Source organism: Pseudoalteromonas sp. SWYJZ98 (assembly GCF_015864495.1).
GTDB lineage: Bacteria > Pseudomonadota > Gammaproteobacteria > Enterobacterales > Alteromonadaceae > Pseudoalteromonas > Pseudoalteromonas distincta.
Genome location: NZ_JADYXA010000015.1, coordinates 1 through 16641, shown reverse-complemented (window position 1 = coordinate 16641; position 16641 = coordinate 1). Strand labels below are relative to the sequence as shown.

Annotated in this window: 15 protein-coding genes; 10 read left to right on the top strand and 5 right to left on the bottom strand. The window is 39.5% G+C overall.

Going from position 1 to position 16641, the window contains the following annotated elements; genetic code table 11:
- Positions 1–26 precede the first annotated feature (26 nt).
- Positions 27–926 carry a Dyp-type peroxidase gene (locus tag I6F10_RS10845; protein ID WP_197098809.1) on the top strand — a complete coding sequence of 300 codons (900 nt, stop codon included), beginning with the start codon at positions 27–29 and terminating at the stop codon, positions 924–926.
- 16 nt (positions 927–942) lie between these two features.
- On the opposite strand, the gene argR is transcribed toward I6F10_RS10845, so the two are convergent.
- Positions 943–1410, bottom strand: a complete 468-nt coding sequence (gene argR / locus I6F10_RS10840; RefSeq protein WP_197098839.1) for a transcriptional regulator ArgR — start codon at positions 1408–1410, stop codon at positions 943–945.
- A gap of 225 nt (positions 1411–1635) precedes the next feature.
- Here argR and mdh point away from each other — a divergent pair, with 225 nt between their 5' ends.
- Entirely contained in the window at positions 1636–2568 is a 933-nt protein-coding gene (gene mdh, locus I6F10_RS10835; RefSeq protein WP_007586102.1) for a malate dehydrogenase, read from the top strand.
- A gap of 80 nt (positions 2569–2648) precedes the next feature.
- Here the strand turns inward: mdh and ispB are convergent, their stop codons facing one another.
- A complete protein-coding gene (ispB, locus tag I6F10_RS10830) occupies positions 2649–3620 on the bottom strand; it encodes an octaprenyl diphosphate synthase (protein WP_197098808.1) in 972 nt (323 codons plus the stop codon).
- 422 nt (positions 3621–4042) lie between these two features.
- On the opposite strand from ispB, the gene rplU reads away from it, so the two are divergent.
- The 7 genes from rplU (at position 4043) to I6F10_RS10795 (ending at position 8881) form a co-directional block, all read left to right on the top strand.
- A complete protein-coding gene (gene rplU, locus I6F10_RS10825) occupies positions 4043–4354 on the top strand; it encodes a 50S ribosomal protein L21 (RefSeq protein ID WP_002957748.1) in 312 nt (103 codons plus the stop codon).
- Between the two features lie 16 nt (positions 4355–4370).
- Complete coding sequence (gene rpmA, locus I6F10_RS10820; protein WP_002957747.1) at positions 4371–4628, top strand: 50S ribosomal protein L27; 258 nt, start codon at positions 4371–4373, stop codon at positions 4626–4628.
- 138 nt (positions 4629–4766) lie between these two features.
- Complete coding sequence (cgtA, locus tag I6F10_RS10815; RefSeq protein WP_002957746.1) at positions 4767–5924, top strand: Obg family GTPase CgtA; 1158 nt, start codon at positions 4767–4769, stop codon at positions 5922–5924.
- Positions 5925–5997: 73 nt separating this feature from the next.
- Positions 5998–6489 carry a type 3 dihydrofolate reductase gene (gene folA, locus I6F10_RS10810; RefSeq protein WP_138489689.1) on the top strand — a complete coding sequence of 164 codons (492 nt, stop codon included), beginning with the start codon at positions 5998–6000 and terminating at the stop codon, positions 6487–6489.
- A 78-nt stretch (positions 6490–6567) separates the two neighbouring features.
- Positions 6568–6945, top strand: coding sequence for a DUF3718 domain-containing protein (locus tag I6F10_RS10805; protein WP_197098807.1), 378 nt, complete (start codon positions 6568–6570; stop codon positions 6943–6945).
- Between the two features lie 447 nt (positions 6946–7392).
- Positions 7393–8277, top strand: a complete 885-nt coding sequence (galU, locus tag I6F10_RS10800; protein ID WP_024604539.1) for a UTP--glucose-1-phosphate uridylyltransferase GalU — start codon at positions 7393–7395, stop codon at positions 8275–8277.
- A gap of 130 nt (positions 8278–8407) precedes the next feature.
- The gene (locus I6F10_RS10795; protein WP_024594812.1) at positions 8408–8881 is read left to right on the top strand and encodes a peroxiredoxin; all 474 of its coding nucleotides are present in this window, start codon (positions 8408–8410) and stop codon (positions 8879–8881) included.
- 105 nt (positions 8882–8986) lie between these two features.
- Here the strand turns inward: I6F10_RS10795 and I6F10_RS10790 are convergent, their stop codons facing one another.
- A complete protein-coding gene (locus I6F10_RS10790) occupies positions 8987–11113 on the bottom strand; it encodes a S8 family peptidase (RefSeq protein WP_002957741.1) in 2127 nt (708 codons plus the stop codon).
- Between the two features lie 327 nt (positions 11114–11440).
- On the opposite strand from I6F10_RS10790, the gene I6F10_RS10785 reads away from it, so the two are divergent.
- The gene (locus I6F10_RS10785; protein ID WP_182768549.1) at positions 11441–12625 is read left to right on the top strand and encodes an NAD(P)/FAD-dependent oxidoreductase; all 1185 of its coding nucleotides are present in this window, start codon (positions 11441–11443) and stop codon (positions 12623–12625) included.
- Positions 12626–12627: 2 nt separating this feature from the next.
- Here I6F10_RS10785 and I6F10_RS10780 read toward each other — a convergent pair whose 3' ends face one another.
- Together I6F10_RS10780 and I6F10_RS10775 are read right to left on the bottom strand one after the other, a co-directional pair.
- Entirely contained in the window at positions 12628–13737 is a 1110-nt protein-coding gene (locus tag I6F10_RS10780; protein ID WP_197098806.1) for a GGDEF domain-containing protein, read from the bottom strand.
- 251 nt (positions 13738–13988) lie between these two features.
- Positions 13989–16334: a S9 family peptidase gene (locus I6F10_RS10775; RefSeq protein WP_197098805.1), complete on the bottom strand. Its 2346-nt coding sequence runs from the start codon at positions 16332–16334 to the stop codon at positions 13989–13991.
- Positions 16335–16641: the final 307 nt, after the last annotated feature.

Below are 16641 nucleotides of genomic sequence, written 5' to 3'. Positions count from 1 at the left end.
TTTATCTGTAAAACTAAGGAATAACAATGGCGCAAGCGCAATCAGGGATTTGTGCTGAAGCAAACTTACACGGTTTGCACTTATTTTTTAATGTGTTTGATGGTCAAGACGAATCACTTCGCGCAAAGTTAAAACAAGTAAGCGCTATAGAAGAAGAGTTTAGCGATCAATTTTCAGAATCAATGCTCTCTTGTATGGTTGCTATTGGTGCGCAATACTGGCCGCATATCCTCCCTGAATACATTCCAAGCGAATTACAGAGCTTTCCCAATATAACCCATAGCGATCACCAAATGAGCGTACAACCGTGCGATTTATTTGTGCAAATTCGCTCTGACCGTGAAGATGTTAACCATTTATTTGCGCTGCAAATTTTAAAATTATTTGCCCCCGATGTTGAGCTGGTGGAGCAAATTCGTAATTTTCGTTTTTTAGATGGTCGTGATTTTAACGGTTTTATTTATGGTGGCGACACCGCGCATGGAAGAAAAAAGCGCGCTACGGCTTTAATCAGCAACCCTGGTAGCTTTGAAGATCAGGGGAGTTATATTCATGTTCAGCGTTATAAACATGATTTAACTATGTGGCAGCATTTATCATTGAGTGAGCAAGAACAAATAATGGGGCGTACGCGTCTTGATAACACGCTAATTACCCCAGCACTCGAAACCAGCCATGCTTCGCGAAGTGAGCTAAAAGACGAAGACGGACAACCGCTACTATTAAATCAAAGCATGCCTTATGGCGATGTGTATGAGCAGGGAATGTTATTAATTACGTGTGCTTGTACGGGTACTGCATTTGAAGAAGTACTTAATAGCCGTTTAGGGGAAGGGGATTGCTACGACCACTGGCTTGATTTTACTCAAGCCGATATGGGTTCTGCTTTTTTTGCACCTTCAGTCGGGTTTTTAAAACAGATTTAGTTTACTAATTTAGTTATTAAACCGTATCAAATAAAATGCGAACACGTTCAAGCGTTACGTCTATTTCAGATACTTTAGCTGGGGCGATAAAAATAGTATCGTCGCCTGCAATTGTGCCTAGCACGCCATCTGCTTTACCTAATGAATCTAATAAACGCGCAATAAGCTGAGCCGCACCAGGGCTGGTACGAATGATGATCATCATTTCGTTGTGCATAATGTCGATTACTAATTGGCGTAACGGACTTTTAGCCGTTGGTACACCCATTTCAGCAGGTAAGCAGTAAACCATTTCTTGTTTAGCATTACGTGTGCGTACAGCGCCAAACTTACTTAACATGCGTGACACTTTACTTTGGCTTATGTTGTCAAAGCCTTGATCTTTTAACGCATCAACTATTTCGCCTTGAGAGCCAAAGTTTTCTTCTTTTAAAAGCGATTTAAATGCTTTTACCAGTGCTTCTTGTTTATCTTGTGGTTGCATAGTCTTCATTCGTTTTTGTTATTTATGCCGCAAATTCTACACAATAATGAATAATTATGCAGCAGTTGTTTAGTTAACTTGCCAGTTTGATGCGTTAAATCACAAAAGTTTACGACTATGGTCGAAAATATACTTGAAATAGACAGGATAAATTTGTTTTTAGTCGCTAATTTCATTATCTTAAGAGCCACAAATGTTTCCTACCTCAAATTACGGAGAATTCCAATGAAAGTTGCTGTATTAGGTGCTGCAGGCGGTATCGGCCAAGCGTTGTCTTTATTATTAAAAACAGGCTTACCAGCTGGCTCTGAATTATCACTTTATGATGTTGCACCAGTAGTACCAGGTGTTGCGGTTGACCTTTCTCACATCCCAACAGATGTTAAAGTAGCAGGTTTTGGCGCAGATGAATTAAACAAAGCGCTTGAAGGCTCTGATATCGTTCTTATCCCAGCGGGTATGCCACGTAAACCAGGTATGGATCGTGCTGATTTATTTAATGTAAATGCTGGTATCATCAAAACTTTAGCAGAAGGCATTGTTGCTAGCTGTCCTAAAGCGTTAGTAGGTATTATTACTAACCCAGTAAATGGCACAGTTCCAATTGTTGCTGAAGTATTTAAAAAAGCAGGTACTTACGACGCTAAACGCGTATTCGGTATTACTACGCTTGACGTTATTCGTTCAGAAGCATTTGTTGCTGAACTTAAAGGCGTAGACGTAGCAACTGTTAAAGTACCAGTAATTGGCGGTCACTCAGGCACAACTATTCTTCCTCTACTTTCTCAGGTTGAAGGTGTTTCTTTCACTGATGAAGAAGTTGCTGCACTTACTCCACGTATCCAAAATGCGGGTACTGAAGTTGTAAATGCTAAAGCCGGTGGCGGTTCAGCTACATTATCAATGGGCGCAGCAGCTGCTCGTTTTTGTATGTCTTTAGTTAAAGGCCTACAGGGTGAAGAAGTTGTAGATTACGCTTACGTTGCTGTTGAAAATGGCGATGCAGAGTACTTTGCACATCCAGTACGTTTAGGTAAAAACGGCGTAGAAGAAATTCTTTCTTACGGCGAACTAAGCGCATTTGAAACAAAAGCAAAAAATGACATGCTTGAAACACTGAAAAAAGACATCAAAGAAGGTGTTGATTTCATGGCGTAATAGCCAAAGTAGAATAATAAAAAAGCCTGCATTTGCAGGCTTTTTTATTGCTCAGAATTAATGTCACACTGTGTAACTAGTTAGTGGTCGCGATCAACCGCAATACGTGCAAGGCTTATGAGTGCTTGCTTATAGTCAGACTCTTCTAAAAAGTCTAAACACGCAATGGCTTTATCGGCTTCAAGCTCTGCTTTTTGCATTGTAAACTCAAGCGCATTGGTTTGCTTTAGTGCAGATAAAATTTCTTCTAAATGCTCCATACCATTGCTGTGCTCTATTGCGTCACGAATAAGCTGCGTTTGCTGCTCGCTACCATGCTGCATAGCATAAATAAGTGGAAGCGTTGGTTTGCCTTCAGCTAAATCATCACCAATGTTTTTACCCAACTGCTCAGCATCTGCATTGTAATCGAGTACGTCATCCACTAACTGAAACGCAGTCCCTAAATGCATGCCGTACAGGTTTAGTGCATCAAGCGTGGTTTGATCTTGCTCAGTGATAATAGCAGCAAGCCCTGTAGCAGCTTCAAACAACTTAGCCGTTTTAGAGTAAATAACCTGCATATAACTGGCTTCAGTTGTATCTGGGTCGTTGCAGTTCATTAGCTGCAATACTTCGCCTTCAGCAATAATGTTTGTTGCATCGGCAAGTACTTGCATAACCTGCATTTTTCCAAGGCCAACCATAAGCTGAAATGAACGAGTGTAAATAAAGTCACCAACCAATACGCTAGCAGCATTACCAAATTCAGCATTTGCTGTAGGTGTGCCACGTCGTAAGTTTGATTCATCTACAACATCATCGTGCAATAGCGTTGCTGTATGAATAAACTCAACAATTGTTGCAAGCGTTATGTGATCTTTACCCTGATAACCGAGCGCTTTGGCCGCTAAAATCGCCAGCATTGGACGAACGCGCTTGCCGCCACTGCTAACTATATATAAACCAAGCTGATTAACTAACGCCACATCTGAGCGCATTTGCGCATGTATAAGTTGATTGACGTCATTCATATCGCTTTCGATTAACGCCTGGATAGCTTTTATATCCATTGATCTCCGAGCCAATTTTTATGTGTGAACGGCGCAGATTGTACAACAAAAAATGCACTAGCTCGATATTTTGTGACGATTGATTGAAAAAACACTATTAAAGTACTTAGTTTAGCCTGAATTAGCCAAGATAACTGATTAATTGCTAATCAATATACCCATTATGGTGTGCTTAGATATTAAGCTGTGAGGGTCATATTTGAGTGCATTGATTTATTTCGTCCAAGAGTTAAAAAGCGCTTGGCAAAAGGGCTAATTAATATAAAATGGGGTAAATATTGAATTGCTCTCAAAGCAGCTACTTTTTATTCATTTTAATTACAAAATAGGCTTGCTAGTTATTTCGCGTTAGCGTAAACTTCGCGCCCTATCGAAGAATATTTTAGTTGCGCCGATTTGAGGGTGCACAGACGGAGTTAATTATGTACGCGGTTTTCCAAAGTGGTGGTAAACAGCATCGTGTGACTGAAGGTCAAACGATTCGTCTTGAAAAATTAGACGTTGAAACTGGTGCGGCAGTAGAATTTGATTCAGTACTTTTAGTTGCTGATGGTGAGAAAATCGAGATCGGTGTACCGTTCGTAAACGGTGGCAAGATAACAGCTGAGGTTGTTTCACATGGTCGCGGTGAGAAGATTAAGGTTGTTAAATTTAGACGCCGTAAGCATTCTCGTAAGCAAATGGGCCATCGTCAATGGTTCACTGAAGTTAAAATCACTAGCATTAGCGCTTAATTAGAGGTACTTAGAAATGGCACATAAAAAAGCAGCTGGTAGTACTCGTAACGGTCGCGATTCAGAAAGCAAACGCCTAGGTGTTAAGCGTTTTGGTGGCGAATCAGTTCTAGCGGGTAGCATCATTGTTCGTCAGCGTGGAACTCGTTTCCACCCTGGTACTAACGTAGGTATCGGTAAAGACCACACTATCTTCGCAAAAGCAGATGGTAAAGTTCAGTTTGAACAAAAAGGTCCTTTAAACCGTAAATACGTAACTATCGTAACTGAGTAATCAGTAAGGTAGTTAAAAACCCCGCCTTTGCGGGGTTTTTTGTTTTGTAGTCAGCCAATATATACCCAAGCCTGCATTTGTGCTGGCTTGGGTATATAATAGAGTTATTAAACAAGCCAATCCCTAAAGTGAGTAATCATGAAGTTTGTAGATGAAGTAGAAATTCGCGCAGAAGCTGGAGACGGTGGCAGCGGCATCGTGTCTTTCCGTCGTGAAAAATATGTTCCAGATGGTGGACCAGACGGCGGTGACGGTGGAGACGGTGGTAGTGTTTATCTACAAGCTGATGAAAACTTAAATACCTTAATTGATTATCAGTTTGAGCGCTTCCATAGAGCTGAACGTGGTACTAACGGTCGTAGCCGTAACTGTACAGGCCGAAAAGCTGATGACTTATTTGTTATGGTGCCTGTAGGCACGCGCATCATGGATGTTGATACCCAAGAGGGACTTGGCGATTTAACGCAACATGGTCAACGAATTTTGGTTGCAAAAGGTGGTTTCCACGGCTTGGGGAATGCGCGTTTTAAATCAAGTACTAACCGAGCACCTCGTCAAAAAACATTAGGCACACCAGGTGAAGTACGTAACTTAAAATTAGAGTTACTATTATTAGCTGATGTTGGCTTACTTGGATTACCAAATGCCGGTAAATCTACGTTTATCCGCAGTGTATCTGCAGCAAGACCAAAAGTAGCTGATTACCCATTCACGACGCTTATTCCTAATTTAGGTGTAGTACGTCCTGAAGCAAATAAATCATTTGTTATAGCCGATATTCCGGGTCTAATTGAAGGTGCATCTGATGGCGCAGGCCTAGGTATTCGCTTTTTGAAACATTTAGAGCGTTGTCGTGTGTTATTACACATTATTGATGTAATGCCGGTAGATGGTTCAAACCCTGTTGATAATGCATTTTCGATTATTAACGAGCTGCACCAATACAGCCCCAAATTAGCTGAGAAGCCACGCTGGTTAGTATTTAATAAAATAGATTTATTACCAGAGGATGAAGCAAAAGCGTTATGCGAATCGATTGCAGAAGAGCTTGGCGAAACTGAAAATATCTATCACATTTCAGCAATTAATAAACTTAACACTCAACCATTAATCCACAACATAATGACACTACTTGATAGCATGCCTAAAGAGAAGTTTGTACAAGTGGAAGATGAAGAAGTTGAATTTAAGTGGGATACCTATCATGAAAAAGCCACTAAAGGTAAGGGCAATGATGATGATTGGGATGACTGGGATGAAGATGATTACGACGTAGAAGTTGTCTACGAGCGTTAATTAAATAGAATTTACTAAAAAGGAGCTTATGCTCCTTTTTCTTTGTTTAAGAATAAAGTACTAGGTGTTTATTATGATAATTTCAATGATAGCAGCAATGGCAAATAACCGTGTAATTGGTCTAGATAATAAAATGCCATGGCATTTACCTGCAGATCTTCAGCATTTTAAAAAGGTCACTACGGGTAAGCCTGTGATCATGGGTCGTAAAACTTTTGAGTCTATAGGTCGTCCATTACCTGGGCGCCGTAATATTATTATTACTCGAAACAGCGAATATACTGCACAGGGTATTGAAGTAGTAACTACGCCAGATGCCGCATTAGAACTCGTTGCTACTGCTGAAGAAGTAATGATTATTGGTGGTGGTAATATCTATGAGCAATTTTTACCAAAAGCAGAGCGCCTGTATCTAACTTTTATTGATTTAGATGTTAAAGGCGATACACAGTTTCCTGATTACAATAAAGTTGCTAATTGGTACGTAAAAGAAGAGCAAGAAAACCATCCGGATGACAAGAATTTATCTAGTTATAAATTCGTAACTTTATATAAAGAACGTTAACATTATTGCGTAAATTTTGATAGATTGATATAATATTCGATAGTCTATATAAGAACAAAGTATTATAAAGGGTTTGTCATGTTTAAATTACCAAAGCTAGTTGCACTTACTGCCGTTGTAGCTGTTAGTTCGTTTTCGTATACAGCACCTGTAAATGCTGAAGATCAATTAGCAGTATCTATTTGTGAATATATTGCGGCAGACGATAAAAACCGATTACGCAGCAAGCTTAAAAGCTCTCGTGTAAAAATTCGTAATATTTATGATGCAGTACAATGTAATGGTAATAACTTATTACGTCATGCTGTTGCTAGTAATGCAGTAGATACTGGTGAGTATATAGTAAAAAACTTATCAAAAAGTGCGTTAACAGATGGTGCTGATATTGCTTGGGCTGAAGATAATTTTGCCAGCTCACCGCTTATTGCAGTAATTAAAGAGCGTGCAGGTCTTTAATTATAAAAAGGTTTTGTAACGCGACCTTTAGTTAGAAATTTATTGGTCTGGGTTTGTTATTTATAGCAAACTCAGGCTTTTTTCATTTAGCTAATGTAATCTCACCCCACAACAAAATCATTAATAAACTTCATAACTTACCTGCTCATTTTAAATAACCAAAAATGTAGAGTCTCTGTTTAATAAACAGCTTCAAATTTACTTCTTCAAAAGAGGTAACTTTATTCAGCTGGTATCTATTTTGTATCTGCTAGTTTGTACCAATACGCAATAATACTTAATTATTTTGCGGGGCTAAACGTGTCGCACCTGTATTAAAAAATTCTCATTTAGAACAACTAAGTAGCGAATTTTTTGCCTAGCTATCAACACGTTTTCCATCCTAAAAATAGATCACTTAATTAAGCGAATTGATATTATTTACAAACTTAATCACTAAGGACAGATATGAAAGCTGTAATTCCAGTAGCTGGCTTAGGGACGAGAATGCTCCCTATGACAAAAGCTATCCCAAAAGAAATGCTCCCAATAGTCGATAAGCCTCTAATTCAATATATTGTCAGCGAATGTGTGTCCGCTGGTATTAAAGATATTGTGTTAGTTACGCATAGCTCTAAAAATGCAATCGAAAACCACTTTGATACAAGTTATGAACTAGAAGCGACTCTTGAGAAGCGTGTTAAACGAGCTTTATTAGATGAAATTCGCTCTATTTGTCCAAATGATGTAACTATTATGAGTGTACGCCAAGGTGAAGCTAAAGGGCTTGGACATGCTATTTTATGCGCTAAACCAATAGTTGGTGATAACAACTTTGTTGTGCTCCTGCCTGATGTGATACTTGATGCCTATACTGCGGATCAAGAGACTGAAAACTTAGCGGCCATGATTACACGCTTTAAAGAAACTCAAGCAAGCCAAATAATGCTTGAGCCGGTAGCTAAAGAAGACGTTAGTAAATATGGTATTGCTGATATAAACGGTGTTGATCTAATGCCAGGTAAAAGTGCTGCAATTAAAGCAATGGTTGAAAAACCTGATGCAGATTTAGCGCCTTCTAATCTAGCTGTTGTAGGGCGATATGTACTGAGTAAGAATATTTGGCCTCTACTTGCAAAAACGTCTGTAGGTGCTGGCGGTGAAATACAACTTACAGATTCTATTGACGCATTAATGGCACAAGAAACCGTTGAAGCATTTCATATGAGTGGTCGCTCTCACGATTGTGGAGATAAGTTAGGCTACTTAAAAGCAATTGTTGAGTACAGTCTGCGAGATGAAAAGCTAGGTAATGATTTTTCAAGTTTTATAAATGATTTGAATTTACCTTAATACAGCGCGTATTCTCCGTTCTATGGTAGGCTATTTTGAGCTACTAAGTTAGCCGTACTTTTTATACCTAGTAGTAGGCTACGTAGTACGATTGTTACTTATTATGTATTAATCTTTTCAAGGAATTACCATGATTGAGCAAGGCCAAGAATTACCAGCAGTGACGTTAACGCAATTAACTGACGACGGTATGCAATCTCTTACAAATAAAGAATTGTTTGAAGGTAAAAAAGTCGTGTTATTTGCAGTACCTGGTGCGTTTACACCAACGTGTTCAAATGCCCATTTACCTGAATTTATTACCCTTGCTGATAAAATTAAAGCAAAAGGTGTTGATGCTATTTACTGTGTATCTGTTAATGATGCATTTGTTATGAAAGCATGGGGTGACTCACAAAACGCGCAAGAAATTACAATGCTTGGGGATGGCGATGGAAGTTTCACTAAATCGTTAGGGCTTGATAAAGATACTGCTAGTTTTGGTGGTATACGTTCAACGCGTTACGCTATGATTATTGAAAATGCGCTAGTAACTGGTTTATTTGTAGAACAAGACAAAGAGTTTGTTGTAAGCCGCGCAGAATCAGTACTAGAGAAGCTATAACAGTAATAAAGTGTAGATTTTAGCTTTAACTAATCAGCTAGTTATTATTGAAAAACCGATGTTGGCAACAACATCGGTTTTTTTATTAAACGCCCAAACTTTAAATTACGGTTGGTATTGCCCGCTAAGCGTTAAACCAGAGAAAGTGCTATAAGCGTTAACGCTTAAGTGCCAAGTACCTGCTTGTGGATTAGTAAATGTACATGTTTCTGCATTGCCATTTTTATAAGGGCGGCAATCGTATGAGCTTGCTGTTGGTTGGCTACCGTATTTTACAAATAAATCAGCATCGCCACTGCCACCCGATGTTGTTACTGTAAACGTACTCATTCCAGCTGGTACATCTAACGTGTAATGTTTCCACTGCCCAGTATTGGCTGACACATCGCTAATCGTGCCGCCGCCTGCTTGTGGAGTACCTGAACCGCCACCCGATGATGAACCACCAGTAATATTACCTACCAAGCTAACAGCTGAATACGCAGAGTAGCCGTTAAGCATTACGTGGTAAGTTCCCGCAGTAGGGTTATCAATAGAACACTCTTCGCTATTACCGCCTTTATATGGACGACAATCATAGGTAGTAGTTGTAGGTTTACTGCCTGCACGTACGTATAAATCAGCATCGCCAGTACCACCACTCATAGTGAATGTTACGTTAGTTGCACCGCTTGGTACTGTCATCGTGTAAAATGCTTGTGCATTTGCAGCCCCACTTAAACCTGTTTTAGCTTCACCATTAATAAGCTCGCTATCGCCACCTGTAGGTGGAGTAGTGCCGCCACTTGCTGCTGCAACAGCTGCGGCAGCATCAACAATACCCGTACCACAGCTAGTACATGTTGCAGGGAACGAGCGGGTAGTTGATTTTAAAATACTTTCTATTTCGTCAGGCGTTGCATCTGGTTTTGCTTGCTTAATAAGTGCCGCAACACCTGCTACGTGAGGCGCAGCCATTGATGTACCTTGTGAAAAGCCATAGCTGTCGCTTGAAGGTGTAGACGAACCTGAATTGTAAGTTGATAGAACGCCTTCAGAGTCGTTTGCAAAGCTTTGTGCGCCACCTGGTGCTGCAACATCAATATTGCTACCGTAGTTTGAGTAATAAGCTCTGCCGCCATTACGGCCCACTGAGGCTACGTTTACTACACCGTTACAGTTACCTGGGTTGTAGTTTGCTGAGTTATCGTTATCGTTACCTGCAGCAATAACTACCACAGTGCCGTTACTACGTGCTGTGTTAATTGCATTTTGAGTTGTAGAGCTACATGAACCGCTGCCACCTAAACTCATATTAATTACATCAGCAGGGTTTGAGTTAGCAGGAATACCTGAAACACTTCCACCAGATGCCCAAATAATACCGTCTGCAATATCAGAGGTTAAACCACCACACTTACCGAGTACACGAACAGGCACTACTTTTGCGTTATAAGCTACGCCTGCAACACCTTCACCGTTATTGGTTACCGCAGCAACTGTGCCGGCTACGTGCGTGCCATGCCAGCTAGAGTTTTGTGCACCGTTAGTGCCACATTCATTCGCAGCAACTGCATCACCTGGATCACGTGCATCGCTATCGCGACCGCCACCGTCATTAGCTACCGAAAGGTTAGAGATCATATCGTAACCCGGTAAAATATTAGCGTTTAAATCAGCATGAGGGCGGTAGCCCGTATCTAGTACAGCTACAACTACACCGCTACCCGTTGCGGTATCCCATGCGGTCGGTAAGTTTAAACCACCGGCTTGCTCGTAGTAGTGCCATTGGTCATCAAAACGTGGATCGTTAGGAGTTGAAAACGGCTTTAACATTTGATCCACTTCAATGTATTCCACATTGCCAGAATCAACCATTTCTTGCATAAACTCTTGAGCTTCTGCCGCACTTAATTTTTTATCAGCACGCATTACGTGATGATTATTAAGTGCCATTGCACGAACGTATTTTGCTTTTACTTTGCCTTTTTTAGAAGCGAAGTTTTTAACAAAGCTTTGTGCGCGCTTTTTCATGCTAGCTGGGCTTGCGTCTGCAGTTGAGAGGCTCGCCATTTCGTTATTATTTTTATATTTAATAATGAACTGAGTTTCGAAACCGCCTTGGCTTTGTAGTTTAGCCGATGTTTCAGCCATTGAACTTGAAACTGATTGAGCCATGCCAGATGTTGCAGCAAAAAGCGTACTAACTGTAATTGCAATTGCGCATCTTTTAAAAGTTTTACTTGTTGTCATAATTATCCCTAGATTTTTATTTATTATTTCGTGATGTAGGATCACGATGCGGGAACAAAAGTAAACGATCTGTTAACTAGGTTAAAATATCAATTTATTATGTACCTCTTTCATTTAGTTATAACTCAGGTTTTTAGCGGTTTACTCGTTGTTTAGTATTGTCATATAAATTAAAAATAAGTATAAAGAGTTGGTTTGTTGTACGGGTAATTATTCCCGACTTATTACTGATGCGTTTTTGTTGTGTTATTACTAATAATTTAAATGCTACGTTGTTAGCTATCAAACTTTGCTATAATCGGAAAAATTTTTTAGTAGGGTAAAATAATGAGTCAAGTAGATGTAATTGTAATAGGTGCGGGAGCAGCAGGATTAATGTGTGCAGCGCAAGCTGGATACCGTGGCCGAAGCGTTACAGTACTTGATATGGGCAAAAAACCAGGTCGTAAAATTTTAATAAGTGGTGGTGGGCGTTGTAATTTTACAAATGAAAACGCAACCCCTGATAACTACTTATGCGCAAATGCTCATTTTGTTAAATCATGTTTAAGTCGCTATACACAGCATGACTTTATTGAGCTGGTAGACAGACATGGCTTGGCGTATCACCATAAAACACTAGGTCAGCTTTTTTGCGATAACAATGCACAAGACATTGTTGATATTTTACTGACCGAATGTGAGTGGGCCGGGGTAAATATAAAACTACGCAGTGAAGTGATCAGCGTATCAAAAACCGAAACCGGCTATAGCGTTACCACAGAGCAAGAAACCTTAAGCTGTGAGTCGTTAGTTATAGCATCAGGTGGCTTAACTATGCCAAAACTAGGGGCTACACCAATAGGTTATAAAATTGCAGAGCAGTTTGGCTTAAGCGTGTTACCAACTATGGCTGCACTTGTACCGTTTACTTTGCATCAGCATGATAAAGAGCGTTTTGAAGGGCTCTCGGGAATTAGCATTCCTTGTGAAGTTTCAAGCGAAGACGGCACCGTATTTAAAGAAAACATCCTCTTTACTCACCGAGGGTTATCGGGCCCAGCAATATTGCAAATAAGCTCATTTTGGCGAGCAGGGCAGGCTGTAACTATAAACCTATTACCTGAAATTGATTTAAGGCAGCAACTTGCTGATTGGCGAGAAACGCAAGCACAAAAGTCGTTAAAAAATAGTCTTGCGACTATTTTACCTAAACGCTTTATAGAAATACTGCACGAAAGCAAAGCGATACCAGATTGTAATATTAATCAGCTTACCCATGCTCAAATAAATGAGTTAGTAAATTATATTCATGCGTGGCAAATTAAACCCAATGGCACAGAAGGTTATAGAACAGCAGAAGTAACATTGGGCGGTGTAGATACCGACGAGTTGAGCTCAAAAACCTTTGAAGCTAAAAAAGCTAAAGGCCTATACTTTATAGGCGAAGTAACTGACGTAACAGGGTGGCTTGGAGGCTACAACTTCCAATATGCGTGGAGCTGTGGATTTGCTTGTGGGCAGTACGCTTAAGTTTAGGCTATAAACTCATTTAAGTAAGTTGATTGAGTGATAACGGTTGAATCGTTATCGCTAACACTAACATATACTTTATTGCGTCCATTATTTTTAGCCTTATATAGCGCTGTATCAGCCCGCTCCAGTAGTTTTAGCACTGTATCGTCTTTTTGTATCGTTGCTAATCCAATACTTATAGTAAATGCTACATTTGTAACTGTGTTTTCGGCAATATACTTTCTCAGGTCATCGGCTTTTTTAGCGCTATCATTTAAAGAGGTGTTGGATAAAATAATAGTGAATTCTTCTCCACCCCATCGCGCAATAAGTGCGTCATTTCCCATACGGCTTTTTAATATTTTTGCAAATTCAGTTAGCACGTTATCACCAACCAAATGCCCGTAGGTATCGTTTATATTTTTGAAGTGATCTATATCGCAAATAAGTAAGCAATGTGGGGTTTTAAAAACGTCATTTTTAGCAATTAACTGTGATAATTCAAAATCAAATTTTTGCCTGTTATAAAGCCCCGTTAACTTATCGGTTTCTGCTAAGTGTTGAATTTCTAAGTTACGGATAGATAATCGAGTGTATGCCGAAAACCGTGTTTTTTCGTAAAACCTAAAAATTAAAATATGAGCAAGGCTTACCTCTATAAGATTAAATAAAGAGCCTAAGCCAATTGTTACAGTTTGCTGTTGTTGTAAATACACAAGATACGCACAAATAGCAAAAGCGACTGCACTAAATAGGCTTCCCCAGTTTCTTCCAACTAAAAAAAAGCTAAAAGGCGGGATTAACGTCGCCCAAAATAAAGAATGCGCATGCCCACCTACAGAAACCACAAACATCATTATTAAGCTAACGACCATAAGGGTAACAGCCCACGCTGCTGCATTTACGTTGGCTGTTTTATTAAACCAAGTATAAATACCTAACGATATCGTAAGTCCTAAGGCATCAATTAAAGCAATGTCATAGCTTTTAAAATAAAAAAGATTGAGGAGTGTTAAAACTAAAAAGTAACATGTAGTTATTAGTAAAGAGTGGGCTATTAAGCGAGTACGCCAAAAATCCTTATGGTCTTTTGGGTATTGTGGAAACTCTTTGTACCAAAAACCTAGCATAATGAACGACTCTTTAACCTCTGAATTTAGTGATTATTACTTATATTAGGCTTTTATTATAGTTTTTTACTTTGATTAAAACGCTTATATACGGTGGTGTTTATAAAAGTTTAAAGATCATTACAGCATTGTTCAAAGGTATGAAGGACTAGGTAGTGACTGATTACTTAAATGTAATATGCCTCGCCTTGATTTAATTGACGCAGAGCTCGCCGTTATCGCTTACGTAGAGCTCTGAATAAATGCTATATCTATTCCTCTATAAATGCTTCGCCTTGTGTCATCCACTTTGCAGCTGGTTTGCCTTTTAAGTAATGATCAAAGTACTGCATCATACGTACTGAAAAATCGACCTGATTAGGAAACTTTTTCAAGTGGTGTGGTTCACCTTCGTATTGTAAAAAGGTTGCATCTTTACCAGCGCGGCGAAGTGCTAAGTAGTACTGCACGCCTTCGTGCCAAGGCACTGCATCGTCTTTATCGCCAAACATAATTAAAATAGGGGTATTTACTTTATCTGCAAAAAACACCGGTGAGTTTTCTATGTACAGTTCTGGTGCTTCAAATAAGTTTTTACCTATACGGCTTTGCCCTGTTTCGTATTGAAACTGACGAGCAAGACCTGATTTTAAACGTATGCCACTATAAGCACTGGTCATGTTTGATACTGGCGCGCCAGATACAACCGCTTTAAACATATCTGTTTGGGTTATCATAAACGCACTTTGATAGCCCGCCCAAGAGTGACCTTGTAAACCTATTTTATCAGGGTCGGCTATGCCTAAATCTATTAATTTTTGGGTGGCGTTTATCATGGTTTGCGTTGACGATTTACCCGGGTGACCTATTTCAAAACGAATATCAGGTAAAAATACCGCATAACCGTTTGAGGTAAACATAGGGAAATTAGGGCGATGGTTTAATTCCATTTTTGGAAAATCAAACATACGCTGGCTCATGTAACGGTAAAAATACACAACCACAGGCACTTTATCGCCTTTTTTATATCCCGCAGGTTTTATTAGTACGCCTTGTAAGTCTTCGCCATCAAAACCTTTATAGCTTATCAGCTCTGGCTTTTCGCCCCAGGCAAAATTACTAATTTGTGGGTTTAGCGTGGTCACTTGTTTTGGTGAACTAAAGCTAAAATCTGTTTGGTAGTAATCAGGAAATTGGCTATAAGTTTGCGAGGTAAATAAGTACTTGTCAGCCTTTTTGGCTTTTTTAACCATATCAAAGCGTTTATTACCGCTAAGCACCTTAGTTAGTGTGTTAGTGGTTAAGTCGAGCTTTGCAACTTCGCTTTGTTTAGTTTGTAAGTTAATAGCAGAGACAAGTAATGTATCGCCTTTTTTAAAGCCCACTCTGGTTTTATCAAGCTTAATAACACGGTACTGCGTATTGCTTTGCTTACCATTAGTTAGGCGTTTAGCTTGCTTAGTTTTTACATCAAACGCCCAAATATCGTATTTACTATAAGCAAGCACTTGGCTGCTATCGGTCATCCAACCTGCAAAACCATAACCAGGTTGAGTAGATGGGTAGTCGTGTTTATCATCAGCAAAGGTTGCCTGAATCGCTTTTGTAAGCGGTGTTACTTTATTATTTTTTAAATCTTTTAACTGTATTTGGCTATCGCTAAAATAAGCTGCAAACTCACCATTAGGTGCAAGGCTCGGTTTAAACGGGTAGTTACTAATAATTGGAGTTTGTGTACCGGTGTTTATATTTACTGCAAAGTAATCAGCAAAAAAACCGCCGTACATTATTTTTTCTAGGTAGGGGATGTTAGATGAGCCAAGTAAAGACACATCTCGCTGAGGGTTTAGTGCAACCTCAGGCATGTTTGGTGTACTAAGTTGCGCAACTTTTTGCGAGTTAAAGTGATACACCGCACTGTAATGGCGATTTTTATTAACCTCGTTCCATTGCTGCTCTTCACGTGGTTTTATTTGCGCATCGTTGTTGTGCCATACATTAAGACCTTTGTGTTCACGAATGGTATCAAAGTCGTATAGTGAGGCTTCGTCGGTATATTCTTTGGCTTTTACTTTAGCTGCTAATTTTGGATGGTTTTCAAAATATAAGCGCTCGCCATTTTCTGACCATTTAAGGGAAGCTGTTTTACCTAACGTCCATGTTTTATTAGGTGAATCTATAGTTGAGAGCTTCTCGTTTTTATATAGCTGTAAAGTGTAGTTTCGACGGCGGGTGTCATCATTTACATAGTTACCCAATGTAAACGCTGCAATATTGTCAGTGGGGTGCCACGCTATTTTATTTGCGATTACGCCCGGTTCATCAATTAATACGCTGCTATTAAAGTCACTGAGCTCAATTAACGCTATTTGGTTGTTATTACCATCGCTGTAACTTTGACTCACTAATAGCTGGCTGTTAGCTGAGTTAATAGCGTAGCTAAATACGTTTTCTATTGTATGAGTGCGTTTATCAGATAAATTTACGATAACAAGCGCATAGCTCTTATCTTTTTTATCGGGCGTGATGGCGTTGTCTTCTTCGTTTTTAGTGCTATCGGTTTTATCTTCTACTTTTGCGTCATCGTCTTTTTTATTTAAACGATAAGCAAGCCACATACCGTCATCAGATAACGTGTAATCTTTTACATCAGCAAAGCTTTGTTGGGCACCTGATTGTGTGTTTACGAGTACCAGATTGTTTTTAAGTGTGTCTTTTTTTTTGGTTGTTTCTTTTTCAAGTAAGGTAGGTACTTGTGTAAAGGCGACCCAGTTAGCGGCTTTATTAATATGAGGCTTAGTGCCTAATGCCAGTCAGTTAAGCTGACTGGCATCTTTCTTTTTATGGGGATACTTAGATGGTTTTGGCTTAACCCATCGGGGATATCTTCTATCCTCTCGTCTAGCTGGAAGCTTAAATAAGACC

Coding starts and splice junctions, on each gene's coding strand:
- I6F10_RS10845 (WP_197098809.1), top strand. CDS start 27: ATGGCGCAAGCGCAATCAGGGATTTGTGCTGAAGCAAACTTACACGGT.
- argR (WP_197098839.1), bottom strand. CDS start 1,410: ATGCAACCACAAGATAAACAAGAAGCACTGGTAAAAGCATTTAAATCG.
- mdh (WP_007586102.1), top strand. CDS start 1,636: ATGAAAGTTGCTGTATTAGGTGCTGCAGGCGGTATCGGCCAAGCGTTG.
- ispB (WP_197098808.1), bottom strand. CDS start 3,620: ATGGATATAAAAGCTATCCAGGCGTTAATCGAAAGCGATATGAATGAC.
- rplU (WP_002957748.1), top strand. CDS start 4,043: ATGTACGCGGTTTTCCAAAGTGGTGGTAAACAGCATCGTGTGACTGAA.
- rpmA (WP_002957747.1), top strand. CDS start 4,371: ATGGCACATAAAAAAGCAGCTGGTAGTACTCGTAACGGTCGCGATTCA.
- cgtA (WP_002957746.1), top strand. CDS start 4,767: ATGAAGTTTGTAGATGAAGTAGAAATTCGCGCAGAAGCTGGAGACGGT.
- folA (WP_138489689.1), top strand. CDS start 5,998: ATGATAATTTCAATGATAGCAGCAATGGCAAATAACCGTGTAATTGGT.
- I6F10_RS10805 (WP_197098807.1), top strand. CDS start 6,568: ATGTTTAAATTACCAAAGCTAGTTGCACTTACTGCCGTTGTAGCTGTT.
- galU (WP_024604539.1), top strand. CDS start 7,393: ATGAAAGCTGTAATTCCAGTAGCTGGCTTAGGGACGAGAATGCTCCCT.
- I6F10_RS10795 (WP_024594812.1), top strand. CDS start 8,408: ATGATTGAGCAAGGCCAAGAATTACCAGCAGTGACGTTAACGCAATTA.
- I6F10_RS10790 (WP_002957741.1), bottom strand. CDS start 11,113: ATGACAACAAGTAAAACTTTTAAAAGATGCGCAATTGCAATTACAGTT.
- I6F10_RS10785 (WP_182768549.1), top strand. CDS start 11,441: ATGAGTCAAGTAGATGTAATTGTAATAGGTGCGGGAGCAGCAGGATTA.
- I6F10_RS10780 (WP_197098806.1), bottom strand. CDS start 13,737: ATGCTAGGTTTTTGGTACAAAGAGTTTCCACAATACCCAAAAGACCAT.
- I6F10_RS10775 (WP_197098805.1), bottom strand. CDS start 16,334: ATGTGGCTTGCTTATCGTTTAAATAAAAAAGACGATGACGCAAAAGTA.